Source organism: Actibacterium pelagium (assembly GCF_002285415.1).
GTDB lineage: Bacteria > Pseudomonadota > Alphaproteobacteria > Rhodobacterales > Rhodobacteraceae > Actibacterium_B > Actibacterium_B pelagium.
Map to the genome: position 1 here is coordinate 53433 of NZ_NSBU01000007.1, position 17843 is coordinate 71275.

The window sequence follows — 17843 nt, forward strand, 5'->3', positions numbered from 1 at the left end:
GGAGGGTGCCAATGTTGCGCCTTGTACTCGCGTTCCTGTTGACCGTAACGCTTGGGTCGGCTGCCATGGCGCAGTCCACTGACCGAGCAGCGACGGGCGGAGCCCAAACGCTGGAAGATATTATGGCCCGACAGCAGGGCCTTTCGATTGATGATTCATTTCGCCGGAGCGCCACGGGCGACCCGGACACTGCCGCTGCAAGCTCGGCCCAATTGGGTACGCTTGGCGGTGCCTCTGACCCAGAGGTCTGGCGCGGGCTGCGCTATGGGTCGGCAGATATCACCGTATCCTCTGGGGGCGAAGTTGCCTCTGTCCTGATTCAGGACGGTGGGATGTGGTGGCTAAACTGGCGCCAAGGTGAACTGCGCCAATATGGTGGCTGGTTGCTTCTGGGAACCATCGGCCTGTTGGCGGTGTTTTTCCTGCTGCGCGGACGGATCAAGGTGGATGAGCCTATGACGGGCCGCACGGTCACCCGTTTCGCCGGAATCGAGCGGTTCGCTCACTGGCTTCTGGCCGGGTCGTTCATCATCCTTGGCCTGACCGGTTTGGCTGTATTGTTCGGCCGCGTATTCATCGCGCCGATGATGGGGAAAGATTTCAACGCCGCGCTGCTGAGTTACAGCAAGATCATCCATAACAACGTGGCCTGGGCATTCATGCTGGCATTGGTCATGGTCTTCGTGATGTGGGTTGTCCACAACATCCCGAACCGCACTGACCTAACGTGGATCCGTCAAGCTGGCGGTATTATCGGCAAGGCTCACCCGCCAGCGAAAAAGTTCAACGCGGGACAGAAGCTGATCTTCTGGTCGGTGATTTTGTTGGGCGGTTCGATCTCATTGTCGGGCTTGTCGCTGTTGTTCCCGTTCGAACTTCCGTTGTTTGCCAAAACCTTCACGATGCTCAATGGAACAGGCTTGCCTGACATGCTGGGCTTCGGCGTTCTGCCGGAACAACTGGCCCCGCATGAAGAGATGCAGTTTGCCCAACTTTGGCACGCAATCGTCGGCTTTGTTCTGATGGCGATCATCCTTGCACATATCTATATCGGCTCGATCGGTATGGAAGGCGCATTTGATGCGATGGGCACGGGTGAAGTGGACGAGGCTTGGGCCCATCAGCACCACTCGCTTTGGCTGGACGAGGTAAAGGCCAAATCCGGCGATGCGAAAGCAGGTGAGGCCACTCCGGCCGAATGATGCGAGGTGCGGTAGCGCATATCTTCGCGTTGACAATCTGGGCCGCCACACCGCTGGCGGCTCAGGAGTTCACGACGCTCAAGGGGCACGGTGGGCCTGTTATGGGGATCGCCGTATCGCCCGAAGGGCAGGTGGCGACAGCCAGTTTCGATAACTCTGTCGGCCTTTGGGCCGGGCGCGAGCCGAAGTGGTTGGACGCCCACGAAGCCGCAGTTGTCGATGTGACCTTCGGGCCAAACGGGCCGGTGTCTTCCGGTGACGATTTCACGATTTACGCATGGGCGGATGACGAGGCCAAGAAGATAGGCACTCACAAAGGCAAGGTTGCCGATGTAGAGGTGTCGCCCGACGGATCGCTGGTCGCCTCGGCCAGTTGGGATGGGACCGTCGGGTTTTGGACTTTTGACGGAACCGGAGAAACGCGTAAGATTCCGGCGGGCTCTGTTAGCGACGTGGTGTTCTCCCCGGATGGGGAGCTTTTATACGCGGCTGGTTCTGCAGGGGTGATCGTGGAGTTGCCGGTTGGCGAAGGTGATCCACGGGTCATTGTGAAACACGGGTTCGCTGTAAACGTACTGACCATCGCACCTGACGGATCATGGCTGGCCTATGGGGCAGTGGACGGAGGCACCCGCGTGGTGGACCCGCGAACCGGCGAACAGATCGCGGATTTTTCACTCGACCGGCGCCCGATTTTGTCGATCGAACACCATCCGGAAACCCACACTTTGGCGGTTGGCGACGGCCACGGTTTCATCATGGTGATCGACACGGAAACATGGAAAATCACGCGCGATTTCCAAGCGACACGTCGCGGCCCGATCTGGGCGTTGGCCTTTGATCCGAGCGGTGAGGTCATCTATGCTGGGGGCATTGACGACGTTGTCTATTCATGGCCCATCGCGTTTCTGGATGAATATGATGCCATCGATAACCCAGAGCGAAGCTTCTTGCGTGCCCCGGAAGAGATGGCCAATGGTGAACGGCAATTCATGCGCAAATGCTCGATTTGCCACGCGCTGGAAGACGGTGTCTCGCGCAAAGCCGGCCCTACGTTGCATGGCGTCTTTGGGCGCGCAGCGGGGACGGTTGATGGATATCGATACTCTGACATCCTTGACGGGTCGGACATCATCTGGAACAGCGAGACGATCGACAAACTTTTTGACCTTGGGCCGGATCATTACATCCCCGGTTCCAAGATGCCCATGCAGCGGATCACGGGCCCACAGGACCGGGCCGACTTAATCGAATTCTTGAAAACAGCGACCAAGTGAGGGGAAGCAAAGATGAAAGCAATGGTGGCAGGTTTCGCTGCAATTATTGTGTTGGCCTTCGTGGCTGATTACGCTTTGAAGCAAGCGGGGTTCTCCTCGCAGGAAAAGTATTCTGGTAACGCGGTTCGACTGGACTAAGCACTTATGAACACGGCGCAGTCCGATACCTATGACGCGAATCTGGGTAACGCGTCGATCTTGGTGGTCGACGACGAACCCGGTATGCGCAACTTTTTGACCAAGATTCTGACGCCACGGTGCCGACGGGTAGAGCAGGCTGCCTCGCCCAAAGAGGCCGGGGCAATTTTGGACAAAGCGCATTTCGATCTGATTATTGTCGATAATATCATGCCGGGCCAGACGGGCTTGGAGTGGTTGCAGGAACAACGTCGTGTTGGCCTGTTTGCCGACACCATTCTGATCACAGCATACGCCGATCTTGAAACGGCGATTAAAGCATTGCGGATTGGGGTGACGGACTTTGTGCTGAAACCTTTCCGTGCAAATCAAATCCTGAACGCCGCGTCGCAGGCGCTGGACCGCAAGCATTTGCGCCGAGAGAACTTTCTTCTTCGCCATGCCCTGACCACTGAGCAGCCTTCGAACCGCGGGCGATTGTTGGGCAATTCGCCTGCGATTACTCAGGTCCGCGATACGCTGCACAAGCTTGCGCCGCTTCCGACGTCGGTCTTGTTCACCGGGCCAAGCGGGGCAGGCAAAGAAGTCGCCGCCCGAACTTTGCATTCGTTGTCACCGCGAAGCGACCAGCCCTTCGTGGCCATCAACTGCGCGGCCATTCCGCCAAATCTTGCTGCACAAGAGTTCTTTGGCCTCGTGGACGGGGGCGAAACCAAACAGGACGGTCTGTTCCTGAATGCCGACGGCGGAACGCTGTTTCTGGATGAGATCGCGCAGATGCCCGAGATCGTGCAAGCCGCCTTGCTGCGCGTTCTAGAGGACAAACGTATTCGGCCCGTCGGAGCAGAACGAGAGATCCCGCTTGATCTGCGTTTCATGTTTGCGACGAATGCCAATCTGGAAGAGGCGGTGAAGAACGGCCAGATGAGGGCGGATCTTTATCATCGGATCAATGTCCTTCAGATCGAGATGCCAACGCTGAAAGATCGTGCAGAAGACATGGTCGAACTGGCGGCCTTGTTCGTGGAAGAGTTCTCGACCGCTCTTGGCGTCCCGCCGTTGGAACTGGACGATCAGACCTTGCTGAAAATGAGCCGCTACGACTGGCCGGGCAATGTCAGAGAGTTGCGCAACCTGATCGAACGCTCGGTCATTCTAAGCAGCTTCCCTGAAGAGTTTTCGGGCAACGGAAAGGTCACTGGTTCTGTTGCGGTCGAAACGCTGGAACTGGTTACTCAACGGCACATCATGAACGTGCTGGATGCCTGTAATGGGAACCGAGCCGAAGCCGCGCGCCGTTTGGGCGTGTCTCGGAAAACGATCGACCGGAAGTTTGCTGCCTGGGATGTCAGCGTGGAATAAGGTCGTTCAAGCCGCCTCACCCGGCAACCAGACAGTGAATTCCGCGCCACCTTCGGGCCTGTTCCTAACCGAGATCAAGCCGCCCGCTTTTTGGATAATGGTCTGGCTGATCGATAGGCCCAGGCCCGTACCTTCGGCGGACTTTGTCGTGAGAAACGGGTCAAAAACGGAATTCAGATGTTCTTCTGGAATGCCGGGGCCGGTGTCCGCGACCGTTAAGCCGAACCCACTCTCGCCAGAGCGCGCTTCGTCGAAGGTCGAGATCGACAAGGTGCCTTTGTTGCCCATGGCCTGTACCGCGTTGATCAGCAGGTTGATGACCACTTGTTGGAATTCACCCGGATCGATCCGGACCCGGGCAGTCCCCTGAAAGTCGCGCGTGACGTCGATATCTTGTTTTGAATACTGGTGGCTGACCAGCACCAAGCTGTCATTGACCAATGGAGTCGGGTCGATGCTTTCGGTGAAATCGCCAAACTCGCCGGGGCGGGCGAATTGAAGAAGCTTGCCAACAATACCGCCGATGCGAACGATCTGCCGGTCAATCAGGTTCAACTCTGTCTCGACCGGTTTGCTTTGCTCGCCCAAAGACTGCCGGATCACGTCGACATTGCCCTGAATTACGGCGACCGGGTTGTTGATCTCATGGGCGACGCCTGCTGTGATTTCACCAATCGAAGCCAGCTTTTCGGACATGACGAGCTGCTGGAATGTGTCTTCTAGCTTCTTGTTGGCTTCGTGCAATTCCGCTGTGCGACGGTCCACGCGTTCTTCCAGTTCTGTCGCCCACGATCGCAGTGCCCGGTCACGCTCTTGCACCTGATCCAGAAGCTCGTCCAAGTGCGTCGCGACCTGACCGATTTCGTCTTTCGATCCGACATTGCCAATTCGGGCGTCCAAATTGCCTGCTTCGACTTTCGACATGGTCTGGGTCATGCGTTCAAGTGGCGAGAAGATACCTTTTGCCAAAAACAAAAACAGGGGGGCGGACAAGGCCACAACGGCTGCAAATGCTGCCAGCACGGCGAAGTAAGCAGCGCTTTTTGCGGCTTTAAACGGAGATTCCAGAAAGCCTACGTACAGCATTCCGACCCGCTTGCCGAAACTGTCAGTGATCGGAAGGTAGCCGGAAATATACCAATCATTCACTACGAAGGCGCGGTTCAGCCAGGTTCGGCCTTCGTCAAGAACGGCTTGACGAACAACTGCGGAAACGCGCGTTCCCAAGGCGCGGACATCTTCAAACAATCGCACATTTGTCGAAACGCGGACGTCTTCAAGGAAAAGGGTCGCCGTACCCTGCCTGTTGGGGGTTCCATCTTCCTCGCTTTGATAGACGAGTGCGTTGATCGTATCGATAAATTGAAGGTTTCTATTCAACAGGATGCCACCGACAAGGACCCCTTCGTTCCCTTCGATAGCAACTGGGGCCGCACTGTGCACAACCATTCCACGGTCTTCGACTGTTCTGTCCGTTGGAACAGCGGCTTCCGTTGCAATCAGGGAAAGCCGCGCTTGATCTTCCAATGCTGGTGATAAAGCTCGAAGATCAGCCGCTGACAGGATATCGATCCGGGTTTCCAAATTGCCAGAGACCGCATTCGCGATCACCGGCCAACGGGTTGAAGCATCGACGGCGTCGTTTTGAGGCAAGAAATAAAGGAAATCGAGCGAAAGCCGGCTTCTGGCATTTTCCAGATAAGCCGTCACGCTGGCGTCACCCTGTTGCGTTGCCTCAAGGAAAGACGTGGATTCAGAAACGGCCAGCAGGCCCGCCCCGGTGCCCGCCAAAATCTGCCCAAGGTATTGTTCGGCAATGCGCAGGTCACTGTCGACCTTGGCAATCAAAACGTTGTCATAATCCGAGTTCCACCGAGTCATCGCCAAGACCAGCAGCAGCGGCATCAACACGACGAGCGGCAGGAGGGCGAGAACCAGAATGCGGAGGCGGACTGACTTCAAAATGTCTCCATCCGTTGCGCATCGAACCAAGCATTGATGGCCGAAGGTTCGGCTTTGATCTCTTCCGCGAGGTCGCCGGTAAAGCTGGTGAAGACCTCAAGATAAGAAGGGCGGATCGCGGTTAGGACCGGCACGCCAAGTGTCATCGCTTCGCCGATCAGTTGGCGAAAGCCTCCACCTTCCATTTCCTGCTTCCCGAATTTGTTTACAATCAGCAGATCTGTGTCATCAGAAAGCTGTGCGGAAGCAAACCCAACGGCGCGTTCCAGCGCGTCAGGGTCCAGCCGACACCCGGTCGCACCCGGCCCCAAATTTTGACTGATCGTGATCGGGTCTGAATGGCCGAAGATGCGCAGTACCATATCACATGCCGTGACTTCATCACCGCCAATGTTTTCCTGCACGGCACCCGCGACATTCAGGCCGTCTTTGCGAAAGCGATCTGCCATTTGAAACAGCAATTTGTCGCTGGCTCCGCGCGCATCGTCCGAGATATAGCCCAGCATGGAAATCCTTTTTATTCCGCACACTTGTCATTGCTTTTCAATGTCTACATTATCCTTATTGAAAAGGAAAATAAACGATGTTGCGACGCCCAATCCTTGTACCGGATCCGACGGATTCCAGCCTGACGAGGCCTGTTATGGGCACGGACCATACGGGCGCCAAAACCGAGATCCGCGTGGTCGAAGAGCGTCCGTTGACGATCTTTCTGAACAGTCAGGAAATCGTGACGGCGATGACGATCGGGGATTATCCTGAGTATCTGGCTCTGGGCTTTTTGCGCAATCAAGGCATGCTGCTTTCTGACGATATTGTCACGGGTGTCGACTTTGATGAAGAACTGGAAACCATCGTCGTCAGAACAGAGCGTGAGACCTCTTATGAAGAGAAGGTTAAGAAGAAAACCCGCACCTCTGGCTGCGCTGTCGGTACCGTCTTTGGCGACATGATGGAGGGGCTAGAGGGTCTGACCCTGCCGCAGGCCGAGCTTCGGACAAGCTGGCTTTATTCTCTCTCCAAAACGATCAACACCATGCCGTCGCTTTATCTGGAAGCCGGTGCCATTCACGGCACCGTTCTGTGCCGCGAAGACCAGCCATTGGTCTATATGGAGGACGTCGGGCGCCACAACGCCGTTGATAAGATCGCCGGCTGGCTGTTCCGCCATCAGGAAGAAACCGAAGACAAGATCCTCTACACGACGGGGCGGTTGACCTCGGAGATGGTGATCAAGACGGCGCAGATGGGCATACCCGTGCTTGCTTCGCGTTCTGGGTTTACCGCTTGGGGTGTCGAAATCGCCCGTCAGGTCGGCCTGACCTTGGTTGGGCGCCTGCGTGGGCAACGGTTCGTATGCCTGTCGGGTGAGGATCGTTTGATTTTCGATGCTGACGTGACATCGGTGCCCAAAGAAGACCGCAAGCACCGGCGAAAGAGTGCCTTGCATGACTGAGAGTATTCCGGGTGTCATTCTGGCCGGAGGTCTTGCCACCCGAATGGGCGGCGGGGACAAGGGCCTGCGCGAAGTGGCGGGTGAACGGCTTATCGACCAGGTCATTTCACGCCTGTCGGCGCAATGCGGCCCATTGGCATTGAACGCGAATGGGGACCCCGCACGTTTCGACGATCTGGGATTGCCGGTTCTGCCAGACAGCATTTCGGACTTTCCCGGACCGCTGGCTGGTGTGCTGGCCGGATTGGATTGGGCCAGCGAAATTGGGGCCACGCATATCGTGTCCGCGGCAGCAGACACGCCATTCTTCCCAGAAGACCTCGTTTCTCGCCTGTGGGAGGCGCGCGGCGAAGAAGGGATTTGTCTTGCGGCATCGGTCGGGAAGGGTGGACGGGTGTTTCGACAACCAACATTCGGACTGTGGCCAGTCGCTCTGCGCGATGATCTAAGGCAGGCATTGGAAGGCGGATTGCGCAAGGTTGTCTTGTGGACAGATGCACACCACGCAGGACAAGCGGTGTTTGAAAGTACGCCGTTCGACCCGTTCTTTAACATCAACACACCAGACGACATAGATGAAGCAAAACGCTTGATCTCCGGGGAAGTCAAATGAGGATATACGGTGTAACTGGCTGGAAAAACTCGGGAAAAACGGGTTTGGTAGAGCGTTTGGTTTCAGAGATTTCCGGTCGTGGCTTCACTGTTTCCACGATCAAGCACGCCCATCACGCGACCGAAATCGACCACCCTGGCCGCGATAGTTATCGCCATCGAGAGGCCGGCGCGCGCGAAGTATTGGTGGCGTCACCCGTTCGTTGGGCGCTGATGCACGAGCTTAGGGATCAACCGGAACCTCCGATCGAAGAACTTTTGCAAAAGCTGAGCCCGGTCGATTTGATCCTTGTAGAAGGCTACAAACGAGAGGCGCACCCGAAGGTCGAAGCCCATCGGTCCGAAACGGGAAGGGGTTTGCTGGCCACGACAAACGAGACGATCAAGGCGATCGCCTCTGACAGTGCGGTTGAGGCAGATGGCTTGCCCGTTTTCGATCTGGATGACACCGCTTCGATCGCGGATTTCATCTTGGGTGAGGTGGGTCTGTAGACTGCTCAAAGGGCGTCGGTCGCAGAGTTGAAGGAACACGTGATGAGCGAAACACCTTTGGTACCACCGCGTTTGAAAAACGACTGTTTCGCCATGCCTCAGGGTGTCGATTGGGTGAAAGTCGACGAGGCCCTTGCCCGGCTTCGCGATATTCTGTCGCCCGTCACAGAGGTTGAAACACTCCCAACCGCCGATGCCAGAGGGCGCGTGCTGGCCGAAGATTGCGTTGCGCGACGGTCCAACCCTCCGGCCGCGAATTCAGCGGTTGATGGGTATGGGTTTGCGCATGCGGCTACTGGCGACGGCGTACAGAATTTGCCGCTTGTCGATGGTCGTGCGGCGGCTGGCCAAGCCTACGCAGGCGAAGTTCCTGCGGGATCTGCGATCCGCATTCTGACCGGGGCGATCCTGCCGCCGGGGGTCGATACTGTGGTGTTAGAGGAAGACTGCGCGACAGATGGGAACCGGGTGGCCTTTGACGGGCCGATCAAACCCAATGCCAACACCCGAAAAGCAGGAGAGGACGTGGCGAAAGGTGAGGTTGCCTTGGAAAAGGGCCACGTCATTCGTCCCCCTGATATCGCGTTGCTGACGGCGTTGGGGATCGCGGAAGTGTATGTCTATCGGCCGTTGAGGGTCGGCGTGCTGTCCACCGGCGACGAGCTATTGTCCGATCCGATGGCTGAAGGCGGGGCGGATAAGATTTATGATGCCAACCGCCCGATGTTGCTGTCACTGATTGAAAGCTGGGGGTTGGACGCTGTTGACCTTGGCCATGCGCTGGATGACGAGGCCGCGATACGACAGCGGCTGGACGACGGGGCCGCGAAGGTGGACGTCATACTGACCTCGGGCGGGGCTTCGGCCGGTGACGAGGATCACGTCTCGCGCCTATTGAAGTCCACGGGCAGCTTGTCGAGTTGGCGCATCGCATTGAAACCGGGGCGCCCTCTGGCCTTGGCGCTTTGGCAAGGGGTTCCCGTTTTTGGCTTCCCCGGCAATCCGGTTGCGGCTTTCGTCTGCGCGCTGGTTTTCGCAAGGCCCGCGCTGTCGTTGCTTGGCGGAGCTGGATGGCGAGAGCCAACATCGTTTGTCGTGGCGGCAGCGTTTTCTAAAAACAAGAAGCCGGGGCGCCGCGAATATTTGCGGGCAAGGTTGAACAAAGACGGTGCTGCGGAAGTCTTTCGGTCCGAAGGGTCTGGCCGAATTAGCGGGCTATCATGGGCTGAAGGCTTGGTGGAATTGCCAGACGAGGCCATCAACGTAACCCCGGGCGTGCCGGTAAAATTTCTGCCGTATTCGGGGTTCTAAGCCGTCTTGCGAACTAGGAAGATCGTGTTTTCGCCGTCTTCTTCTGAACCAAGCAATTCGTTCCCCGATTCCGCGCAGAAATGAGGGATGTCGATCAGGGCCGCGGGGTCGGTCGTCACAACACGCAGGATCGTCCCCGGTGCCATGGCTTTCAGCCTTTTACGGGCCTTAAGAACGGGTAGGGGGCACAGCAGCCCGATCGCGTCGATTTCGTCATCCCATGTCATGTGAATTAAGTAGAAAGAGTGATCCTGCTTGTCCAGTCGGTTCCTGCGTGAAGCCCTTGTGGAGCAAGGTGAGAGGACGTTGGTCTTGAGGTTGCAGCCACCTCTCGTTTCGTGCGCGTTTGTCTGGTCAGAGGTCAAGCTCGATGACACCATCTGGGTCCGCTGCTCGGCTTTGACAGGTGATGATTGCGGTTTCTCGTTGCTTGTTGGAAAGCACGAAGTCGCGATGTTCGACGTCCCCAGAAACCAACCCGCATTTGCATACACCACAGATCCCGTCGGAACACTTCACATCAATATGGACCCCATTCTCGATCAAAATGTCCGATAGGGTTTTGTCCGCAGGGACAAGAAACTCTCGCCCGGAACGCCTTAGTCGGACAGTGAACGGGTGGTTCTCATATTCGGGTTGTTCGGGGACCGAGAAGTACTCTAGATGCCGCGCCTCTTCCGGAAAGCCTTGCCGTTCAGCTGCTTGGATCACACCGTCCATGTAACGATCCGGTCCGCAGGTGTAGACATGCCAGCCGTCGACATAGTCGGACAGGATTTCATCCAGATCAGCGCGTGTCCCTTCGTCTGAAACATGCAAAGTGACGCGATCCGCCCAAGGGACTTTGGCAAGATCGTTCAGGTAACCCGCACCGTCGCGTTTGGTGACCGAATAATGCAGCGCAAAGTCCCGGCCCAGTGCGTGCAGCCGATGGGCAAAGGCGATCATTGGCGTGATACCAATGCCGCCCCCCATCAAGAATGTTTTTGAAGCATCTTCAACCAACTCAAAATGGTTGATCGGCTTTGAGATAAAGACCTTCCGCCTTTCGTTGAAGATACGGTGAAGCATTTTGGATCCGCCACGGCCGCCATCTTCGCGCAACACGCCGATCTGGTACTTGGAACGGTCAGCCGGATCGCCGGACATAGAGTACTGGCGCAGGAACTCTGGGGCCACCAACACATCCAAATGTGCGCCAGCGGTCCAAGCGGGCAGGTCTGATCCATCCATCGTCGAAAATTCGTACTTCGAGACGTCAGCGGACATCTGTTCAACCTTCGAAAGCTCGACCCGAATGACGGGGGCATCCGATGGGTCGGGAACGGTGAAGCGGTGGATGATACTGGTGTCGCCCTTTGCCAGCCGGTCTTGGTATTCCTGCGCGCTTATCATCGCGTCATAAGCCGCGATCCCAGCCTCGCGATCCATTGGGAATGGGTAGGGCCAAGGGTGTGGCGCCAAAGGGGCAGGGTAGACGGCAAGGGTCTGGTCTTCGTATTTCAGGTCCAGATCTTTTTGCAGGTCTCGTCGGTTAAGCGGGTGCGCAGAGGGCCGATAGGCGCCGTCCTGCTGCAATTCGATATCCCACCACCATTTCTTGGTGTCGTTAAGGCTGCCATTGCCGATTGCGTCGTCCAGTTTGGCCAAGGGCCGCGCCAGTACCGGAATGTTCGATGCGGCCCACCGGAATGGGGCTTCTGCGAACAGGCCTTCAAGGTTCCACGGACAGGTTTTCATACAGCGCCCGCACATGGCGCCGCCGGGTGTTGTAATGCGGTACGTGGCGCATTTCTGGCTGTCGGATTTCCAGATTTCGTAGCCGTTGAACATCAGTTTAGGCCCGGCTGTGATCGCCCCCGAAGGGCACTCACGCGCGCATTTGTTGCAGCTTTCGCAGAAGTTCTGAAGGCCGAAATCAATGGGCTTGTCATGCTCCATCGGCATATCGGTTGAAACCACACCCGATTTCAGACGTGGGCCAAGATAGGGGTTCAGGATCACCTCGCCAATCCGGCTGACCTCGCCCAGTCCAGATAGCAGCAACAATGGTGGCTGTAGGACTTCCCCATCAAGAACCGTGTGAGCCTTGGCCTTGTAACCAAGGTTGCGGATCTGCTGCGCAATCACCCCGCCAAGCAGCGAGAACCGCAGATAGGCCCGCATTGATTGGGCGACTGAAATCCAATCGTCGCCGCTGGCGCCCTCCATGGTCTCATATCCCTGATCAATAATCATAGAGATCGCTTGATCGTGGGGTGGGTCCAGCGGTTCTCCGGCGGCATCATGGGAATACCACGCCCACTCGGGGCAACGGGAAAGGCCTACGGCGTCAGCGCCAAGAAAGTAACAGGCTGCCTTGATATTTTCGGCATTCCGCTTGCAATCAGAAGGTCGCGGTCCATCTAAGCTTTCGCCGTCTTGCAACAGAACGAACGCCCCAAGCGCGCGTCGTTGCGCGAAGGAGGGCGCGCTTTTGCGGGCATAGTGACCGCCTTTGGCACCTTCCTGGACGGTGGGGCCCATGTCGCCGAACTGGGCCCGGGCGAACATGTCAGCGCGCTTCGGCACGCGGGCGACATTTGGTTCGTCAATATAAGTTGTGGGCGTGTCCACGCGTTTCAGCCGCTCAAAGGGGTACGCGCCATCGACAAAGCGTCGCTTAGCGTAGGGATCCCGGTTCAAGGCATTCTTGGAAAAACCCTTGCCCATCCACCAAGCCGGACCGCGGGTCGAAAACCAAGGCTGCTTTTCCGGCGGTGCCAGCGGTGCATCCACGGTCATCCCCAATGCGCAGGTGATTGCCGCCAGTCCAAAACTGGGCCCGATATAGGGGGCCACTAGCTTGTCACCGTCCACCCAGGCCAAACCCGAAGCCACAGCAAGCTTGTTCAGGTCCACATCGGACGCCGATCCGGAATGAGCCTTTGCGTCGAACCCGAGCAGTCGAATGTAATTGGCCAGCACACAGGCCGTCTCGTTGGCGCGAAGACTTGCCCGCTGGTCCAGTGCATCGTCCAGCCAGTCGGTTCCCGGCTCATCCTTATTTGGTGCACGCGGGTTTTCATACAGGAAAACAATCGCATGCGTGTGGCCGCCGATGGTGGAGGGCGGGGCCTCCATGCTTTCTTTGAGGTCGGCCATGATGACGTCGATCCCAGAGGCAAGCGTCTTCGTTTGTCGCGTACGTAAAGCCTCCGCCAGACGGGCGATTTCCGGGTTCGCGATTGGGTCTTTCAAAAGGGCATCTTCAGTCAGCCAGCAGATACCAATGGCAGAAGCATCCGAGAAATAGCCGAAGGCCTTCAGATGTTGGGCGCGTTCCGTCGGGTCCGTGGGGATCTCCGCCGTGGCCCTGTTCACCAGGCCATCCCGGATTGCGTCCATCATTGCCTGGTACTCTCGCATCGCGTTCACGATGCTTTTCGGCGCCTCTGGACGATTGAACGAAACGGCCTGCATTGCGGGTACGGCCGCCATGTCCGGCATGTTCCCGCGCCTTAGTCGTTCCAAAGGGTAGGGACCTAGGTGAACTGGCCGATCTTTGTCCGAAAAGAAACGCATCCTACACAGTCCCAAGTTTTGAAAACGGTTTAGCCATCGAAAGCCAGCATATCGGTGATGACCGGCTGAAAGAAATCCATTTTCGGAGCTACCCCTGATTTCCAATCTCCTTCGATGCAGCCCAATGGGCTGTCAGCTGATTTTCCCTCATTGGCTAGCCTCACTGTGGACGGCTTTAGGTATTCCGCTAGGTATTCTTGAGATGTGCAACCTGCGTTTGGATTGAAAGACTTATCCAGTGTTAGGCTGATTACTTTTCAAATTCGGCAATTAATTCGTAATTTATCTCATTTTACTTTCTAAAAATGACATTACAATCTGTAGCCAATGATTTGACAAGCTGTGTTCGAGGAGGAGAGCTATGCGCACTCAAGTGGCCATTATCGGAGGCGGTCCTTCGGGGCTTTTGCTATCTCAGCTTTTGCACCGCAAAGGCATCGACACGATCGTGTTGGAACGTAAGACGCGCGATTACGTGCTTGGCCGCATTCGTGCTGGCATTCTTGAAACGGGGTTCGTTGATCTCATGCGTGAGGCTGGCGTCAGTGAGCGCATGGACAAAGAAAGCTTTGTCCACGACGGCACTGTAATTGCTTTCGGGAACGAACAGTTTCAGGTGAACTTCACCGAACACACCGGCACTCCGGTGGTTGTCTATGGCCAAACCGAAGTGACGCGCGACCTGTATGACGCTCGTGAAGCGATGGACGGCAAGATCGTGTTTAATGTCGAGAACGTGGAAATCCACGATGCAGACAGTGATGCGCCCTATGTCACCTACTCGGTTGATGGAAGAGAAGAACGGATCGACTGTGATTTCGTGGCGGGCTGCGACGGGTTCCACGGTGTCAGCCGCCAGACCATTCCGCTGTCCGTGCGCAAGGAATACGAAAAGGTTTACCCCTTTGGCTGGCTGGGCGTCTTGTCAGAGACTCCGCCTGTGCATGACGAACTGATCTATGCGAACTCGGACCGCGGTTTTGCCCTTTGTTCGATGCGCAATGCGAACCTAAGCCGCTATTACATCCAGTGCTCTCTGTCGGACGATGTCGAAGACTGGACCGATCAGATGTTCTGGAATGAACTCAAGCGCAGGATCCCGGAAGAGGCCGCTGAAAAGCTGGTGACGGGCCCTTCGATTGAGAAATCCATTGCTCCGCTGCGTTCCTTCGTGACAGAGCCGATGCGTTGGGGGCGACTGTTCCTGTGTGGCGACGCCGCTCATATCGTGCCGCCGACCGGGGCCAAGGGGCTGAATACGGCGGCTTCGGATATCCACTATCTTTATCATGGTCTGCTTCAGTACTTTGAAGAGGGCGACAGCGAAGGGATTGATCGCTATTCGGAAAAGGCCTTGGCCCGCATCTGGAAGGCGGAGCGTTTCAGCTGGTGGATGACCAACCTGCTGCACCGTTTCCCCGACCAGACAGAGTTCGATATCAAGATGCAACTCGCGGATCTCACATTCTTGCGCGACAACCGCGAAGCACAAAGCGTTTTGGCGCAAAACTACGTGGGACTGCCCTACTAACCCAAAACTCAAAGGCCAGCGGTTTCGCTGGCCTTTCTGCATTTGGCTGGGTTTATCTTTGACTTGAGGCCGACGCGGGTATCAGGCCGTCCGCAGGCGGTATCACAATTCTCTGTCAGCGCGCCGCCAGGTTTTTCGCAGCAGTTCGAAAAGTGCAGAGACGGCAGGGTTGCCCTTAAGGCGCTCTAGCGTGATGAAACTCAGGCTCGCGGGAATGGACACGTCGTCACACACGGCAAGTCCAAAAGACTGTTTCTGTTGCAACGCGATCGAGTCACGCGACAGCGAAAGCCCGACCCCGGCCCGGACCATCTCCAACATGGACGACTCCTGATCAACCAGCGCAACAACGTTTTGCTGGCAGCCATGCTCTTCGAAGATTTTACCAAGCAGCCGATGATGAACGGAAAGCTCTGGCGTCCCAATCCAGGGGAGTGCCGCCAGCTGTGTCCAGTCGGCGCCCGTGATGCGGTCCTGCCAACCATCGGGCGCGATAACCTTGTATGAAAAGTCAGCCAGCTTTACCGCGTGGATCGGTTCGTCTTGGTCTGAAGAGAATTGATCGACGTCGTCAGGCCCGCTTAGGAAGAACCCTGCGTCGATCTGGTTTCGCCTGAGCCGCGCCAAGATATTGCCGCTCATGCCGTGGACCAGTTCTGTTTCGATCTCGGGGTATTCAACGCGCAAGTTGCTAAGTAAGCGCCCCAACCGGATAAACTCTGGATCGACGATGGTGCCAATCCTAAGTTTTCCGCGTACTCGGCCAGCGCGCCGATGCGCGCTGCGGTGGAACTCTGTCATGACCTCCAGAACTTGCTCTGCCTTTCCCAACAGCGCTTTACCATCCGGTGTAATTCGCAGGCCGCCCGGGGTGCGATCGAAGAGTGTTATTCCTGTTTCTTCTGTCAGGCGCTTGATTTGGTGGCTGATCGCTGGCTGGGTCAAATTCAGCACTTCTGCTGCCTTGGACACGCTGCCCTCTCGGGCCACTGTAACGAAGGCTAAGATCGTGTTTATATTGGAAAAACGCTCCATATAAAAATTACTAATATGCCACTGTGAGATTCGTCATTAGATTTCTTCACACCGAGACCTCAAGAGAGGTTCCATCAAGCGCCCGGGGAGGGGCGTGAAACTGACCTAAAATCCTGTCCTGTCGCGATTTCTCGGGGACGAGGGTTTTTCACGATCTTCCCGCAACGCATTTGGTGGCCCATTAAATGTTAAGTGGATAGTGAAAGTGTCAGAAGAAGTGACCGAGTTCGACTATATCGTCGTTGGGGCTGGATCGGCCGGGTGCCTTATGGCCAATCGGCTAAGTGCCGACCCGAAGCACCGCGTTTTGCTTCTGGAAGCGGGCAAACCCGATACCTATCCATGGATCCATATTCCGGTTGGCTATTTGTATTGCATTGGCAATCCACGTGCCGACTGGATGTATAAAACTCAACCGGCTGATGGCTTGAACGGACGCAGCTTGCTGTACCCGCGCGGTAAGACGCTTGGGGGGTGTTCTTCGATCAACGGCATGATCTATATGCGCGGTCAGGCCCGCGATTATGACAATTGGGCCAAGCTGACGGGCGAGGACGCGTGGAGCTGGCAAAATTCTCTTGCCGATTTCAAGGCGCACGAAGACCACTACAAACTGGATGACGGAGCGGACCCTGTTGCTGGGGACAACATGAGGTTCTCCGACCTTCACGGCCATGGTGGTGAATGGCGTATCGAAAAACAGCGACTGCAGTGGGACGTTCTGGACAGCTTTGCCGACGCGGCCACTGAGGCTGGTATCCAAAAAACGGACGACTTCAATTCGGGGGACAATGCCGGTGTCGGGTATTTCGACGTCAACCAAAGTTCGGGTTGGCGCTGGAACACGTCCAAGGCCTTTCTGCGTCCAGTTAAGTCGCGGCCGAACCTGACGATCTGGACCGAAGCACAGGTTGAAAAACTTCTCATTGAAAAGGATGAGGCTGGACAATTACGTTGCCACAGCGCGCTTGTGCATCGCAAAGGCCAGACGACAAAAGTAAACGCGCTTAAAGAGGTCGTTTTATCGGCCGGTGCTGTGAACTCTCCACAGATTTTGCAGCTTTCGGGGGTCGGGCCAGCGGCGCTTTTGAAAGAGCATGGGATCGACGTTGTCATGGACGCGCCCAATGTCGGGGAGAACCTGCAAGACCATTTGCAAATTCGTGCGGTGTATAAAGTGAAAGGCACCAGAACGCTAAACACCTTGGCCAATTCCATGGTGGGCAAAGCGAAGATTGGTTTGGAGTACCTGTTCAAACGCTCTGGACCGATGAGCATGTCCCCCAGCCAGTTGGGGGCTTTCACCCGGTCTGACCCCAGCCGTCCATACGCGAACCTTGAATACCATGTTCAGCCGCTCAGCTTGGAAGCGTTCGGCGAAGACTTGCATGACTTCCCGGCCATGACGGTCAGCGTCTGTAACCTGAACCCGACTAGCCGCGGTCACGTGCGCATTGCGTCGTCAGATTTCCGGCAGGCCCCCGAAATCGCACCGAATTATCTGGACACGGACGAAGACCGTAAGATAGCCGCCGACAGTCTTCGGCAAGTCCGCGAGATCATGTCGCAGCCGGCGATGGCGGTATACGAGCCGGAAGAATTCAAACCGGGCATCCAGTATCAAAGCGATGAAGAGCTTGCCCGGCTGGCAGGCGACATTGCCAGCACGATTTTCCATCCTGTCGGGACTATAAAGATGGGCCGCGATGACGATCCAACGGCCGTTCTGGACCCGCATCTAAGGGTCAAAGGGGTTGCCGGGCTTCGCGTCGTGGACGCGTCGATCATGCCAGAGATTACCAGTGGCAACACGAATTCACCCACAATCATGATCGCAGAGAAGGCCGCCGGCTGGATGCTGGCTGGCCAATAAGCCTGATGTTCAGAAGTTTTTGAGGTTA

At 56.5% G+C, this 17843-nt stretch carries 15 protein-coding genes; 10 read left to right on the forward strand and 5 right to left on the reverse strand.

Annotated features, from left to right (window positions below; all coding sequences use genetic code 11):
- The first annotated feature begins 11 nt into the window (after positions 1–11).
- From CLM58_RS09210 to CLM58_RS09220, 4 genes are read left to right on the forward strand one after another with little or no spacing between them, the layout of a single operon-like run.
- On the forward strand, positions 12–1202 hold the full coding sequence (locus tag CLM58_RS09210; RefSeq protein ID WP_095595661.1) for a formate dehydrogenase subunit gamma: 1191 nt from the start codon (positions 12–14) through the stop codon (positions 1200–1202).
- A complete protein-coding gene (locus CLM58_RS09215) occupies positions 1202–2479 on the forward strand; it encodes a c-type cytochrome (RefSeq protein WP_233133063.1) in 1278 nt (425 codons plus the stop codon). The genes CLM58_RS09210 and CLM58_RS09215 overlap by 1 nt, the downstream gene beginning before the upstream one ends.
- A gap of 12 nt (positions 2480–2491) precedes the next feature.
- Entirely contained in the window at positions 2492–2617 is a 126-nt protein-coding gene (locus tag CLM58_RS17420; protein ID WP_268236409.1) for a hypothetical protein, read from the forward strand.
- A gap of 6 nt (positions 2618–2623) precedes the next feature.
- A complete protein-coding gene (locus CLM58_RS09220; RefSeq protein ID WP_095595662.1) occupies positions 2624–3979 on the forward strand; it encodes a sigma-54-dependent transcriptional regulator in 1356 nt (451 codons plus the stop codon).
- A 6-nt stretch (positions 3980–3985) separates the two neighbouring features.
- Here the strand turns inward: CLM58_RS09220 and CLM58_RS09225 are convergent, their stop codons facing one another.
- Together CLM58_RS09225 and CLM58_RS09230 are read right to left on the reverse strand one after the other, a co-directional pair.
- Entirely contained in the window at positions 3986–5941 is a 1956-nt protein-coding gene (locus CLM58_RS09225) for a sensor histidine kinase (RefSeq protein ID WP_095595663.1), read from the reverse strand.
- Complete coding sequence (locus tag CLM58_RS09230) at positions 5938–6447, reverse strand: DUF2478 domain-containing protein (RefSeq protein WP_095595664.1); 510 nt, start codon at positions 6445–6447, stop codon at positions 5938–5940. Before CLM58_RS09230 ends, CLM58_RS09225 begins: the two co-directional genes overlap by 4 nt.
- A gap of 77 nt (positions 6448–6524) precedes the next feature.
- Between CLM58_RS09230 and CLM58_RS09235 the strand changes: the two genes are divergently transcribed.
- The 4 genes from CLM58_RS09235 to CLM58_RS09250 are packed head-to-tail and all read left to right on the forward strand — an operon-like array spanning position 6525 to position 9812.
- Positions 6525–7397 (forward strand): formate dehydrogenase accessory sulfurtransferase FdhD, encoded by an 873-nt coding sequence (locus CLM58_RS09235; protein WP_095595665.1) that lies wholly within the window; start codon positions 6525–6527, stop codon positions 7395–7397.
- The gene (mobA, locus tag CLM58_RS09240; RefSeq protein ID WP_095595666.1) at positions 7390–8010 is read left to right on the forward strand and encodes a molybdenum cofactor guanylyltransferase MobA; all 621 of its coding nucleotides are present in this window, start codon (positions 7390–7392) and stop codon (positions 8008–8010) included. The genes CLM58_RS09235 and mobA overlap by 8 nt, the downstream gene beginning before the upstream one ends.
- A complete protein-coding gene (mobB, locus tag CLM58_RS09245; RefSeq protein ID WP_095595667.1) occupies positions 8007–8501 on the forward strand; it encodes a molybdopterin-guanine dinucleotide biosynthesis protein B in 495 nt (164 codons plus the stop codon). Before mobA ends, mobB begins: the two co-directional genes overlap by 4 nt.
- A 42-nt stretch (positions 8502–8543) precedes the next feature.
- Positions 8544–9812, forward strand: a complete 1269-nt coding sequence (locus CLM58_RS09250; protein WP_095595668.1) for a molybdopterin-binding protein — start codon at positions 8544–8546, stop codon at positions 9810–9812.
- On the opposite strand, the gene CLM58_RS09255 is transcribed toward CLM58_RS09250, so the two are convergent.
- Both CLM58_RS09255 and CLM58_RS09260 read right to left on the reverse strand, forming a co-directional pair.
- Positions 9809–10039: a sulfurtransferase TusA family protein gene (locus CLM58_RS09255; protein WP_095595669.1), complete on the reverse strand. Its 231-nt coding sequence runs from the start codon at positions 10037–10039 to the stop codon at positions 9809–9811. The two genes, CLM58_RS09250 and CLM58_RS09255, sit on opposite strands and share 4 nt — an antisense overlap.
- A 127-nt stretch (positions 10040–10166) precedes the next feature.
- On the reverse strand, positions 10167–13376 hold the full coding sequence (locus CLM58_RS09260) for a reductive dehalogenase (RefSeq protein ID WP_095595670.1): 3210 nt from the start codon (positions 13374–13376) through the stop codon (positions 10167–10169).
- 361 nt (positions 13377–13737) lie between these two features.
- On the opposite strand from CLM58_RS09260, the gene pobA reads away from it, so the two are divergent.
- Positions 13738–14907, forward strand: coding sequence for a 4-hydroxybenzoate 3-monooxygenase (gene pobA, locus CLM58_RS09265; protein ID WP_095595671.1), 1170 nt, complete (start codon positions 13738–13740; stop codon positions 14905–14907).
- A gap of 102 nt (positions 14908–15009) precedes the next feature.
- On the opposite strand, the gene CLM58_RS09270 is transcribed toward pobA, so the two are convergent.
- The gene (locus tag CLM58_RS09270; RefSeq protein WP_095595672.1) at positions 15010–15942 is read right to left on the reverse strand and encodes a LysR family transcriptional regulator; all 933 of its coding nucleotides are present in this window, start codon (positions 15940–15942) and stop codon (positions 15010–15012) included.
- Between the two features lie 268 nt (positions 15943–16210).
- On the opposite strand from CLM58_RS09270, the gene CLM58_RS09275 reads away from it, so the two are divergent.
- On the forward strand, positions 16211–17815 hold the full coding sequence (locus CLM58_RS09275; protein ID WP_229666147.1) for a GMC family oxidoreductase: 1605 nt from the start codon (positions 16211–16213) through the stop codon (positions 17813–17815).
- The last annotated feature ends 28 nt before the right edge of the window (positions 17816–17843 follow it).

Excerpts from the sequence above, each read along its gene's own strand:
- CLM58_RS09220 (WP_095595662.1), top strand. The coding sequence starts at position 2,624 with ATGAACACGGCGCAGTCCGATACCTATGACGCGAATCTGGGTAACGCG.
- mobB (WP_095595667.1), top strand. The coding sequence starts at position 8,007 with ATGAGGATATACGGTGTAACTGGCTGGAAAAACTCGGGAAAAACGGGT.
- CLM58_RS09270 (WP_095595672.1), bottom strand. The coding sequence starts at position 15,942 with ATGGAGCGTTTTTCCAATATAAACACGATCTTAGCCTTCGTTACAGTG.
- pobA (WP_095595671.1), top strand. The coding sequence starts at position 13,738 with ATGCGCACTCAAGTGGCCATTATCGGAGGCGGTCCTTCGGGGCTTTTG.
- mobA (WP_095595666.1), top strand. The coding sequence starts at position 7,390 with ATGACTGAGAGTATTCCGGGTGTCATTCTGGCCGGAGGTCTTGCCACC.
- CLM58_RS17420 (WP_268236409.1), top strand. The coding sequence starts at position 2,492 with ATGAAAGCAATGGTGGCAGGTTTCGCTGCAATTATTGTGTTGGCCTTC.
- CLM58_RS09275 (WP_229666147.1), top strand. The coding sequence starts at position 16,211 with ATGGCCAATCGGCTAAGTGCCGACCCGAAGCACCGCGTTTTGCTTCTG.
- CLM58_RS09210 (WP_095595661.1), top strand. The coding sequence starts at position 12 with ATGTTGCGCCTTGTACTCGCGTTCCTGTTGACCGTAACGCTTGGGTCG.
- CLM58_RS09250 (WP_095595668.1), top strand. The coding sequence starts at position 8,544 with ATGAGCGAAACACCTTTGGTACCACCGCGTTTGAAAAACGACTGTTTC.
- CLM58_RS09215 (WP_233133063.1), top strand. The coding sequence starts at position 1,202 with ATGCGAGGTGCGGTAGCGCATATCTTCGCGTTGACAATCTGGGCCGCC.
- CLM58_RS09260 (WP_095595670.1), bottom strand. The coding sequence starts at position 13,376 with ATGCGTTTCTTTTCGGACAAAGATCGGCCAGTTCACCTAGGTCCCTAC.
- CLM58_RS09235 (WP_095595665.1), top strand. The coding sequence starts at position 6,525 with ATGTTGCGACGCCCAATCCTTGTACCGGATCCGACGGATTCCAGCCTG.
- CLM58_RS09255 (WP_095595669.1), bottom strand. The coding sequence starts at position 10,039 with ATGACATGGGATGACGAAATCGACGCGATCGGGCTGCTGTGCCCCCTA.
- CLM58_RS09230 (WP_095595664.1), bottom strand. The coding sequence starts at position 6,447 with ATGCTGGGCTATATCTCGGACGATGCGCGCGGAGCCAGCGACAAATTG.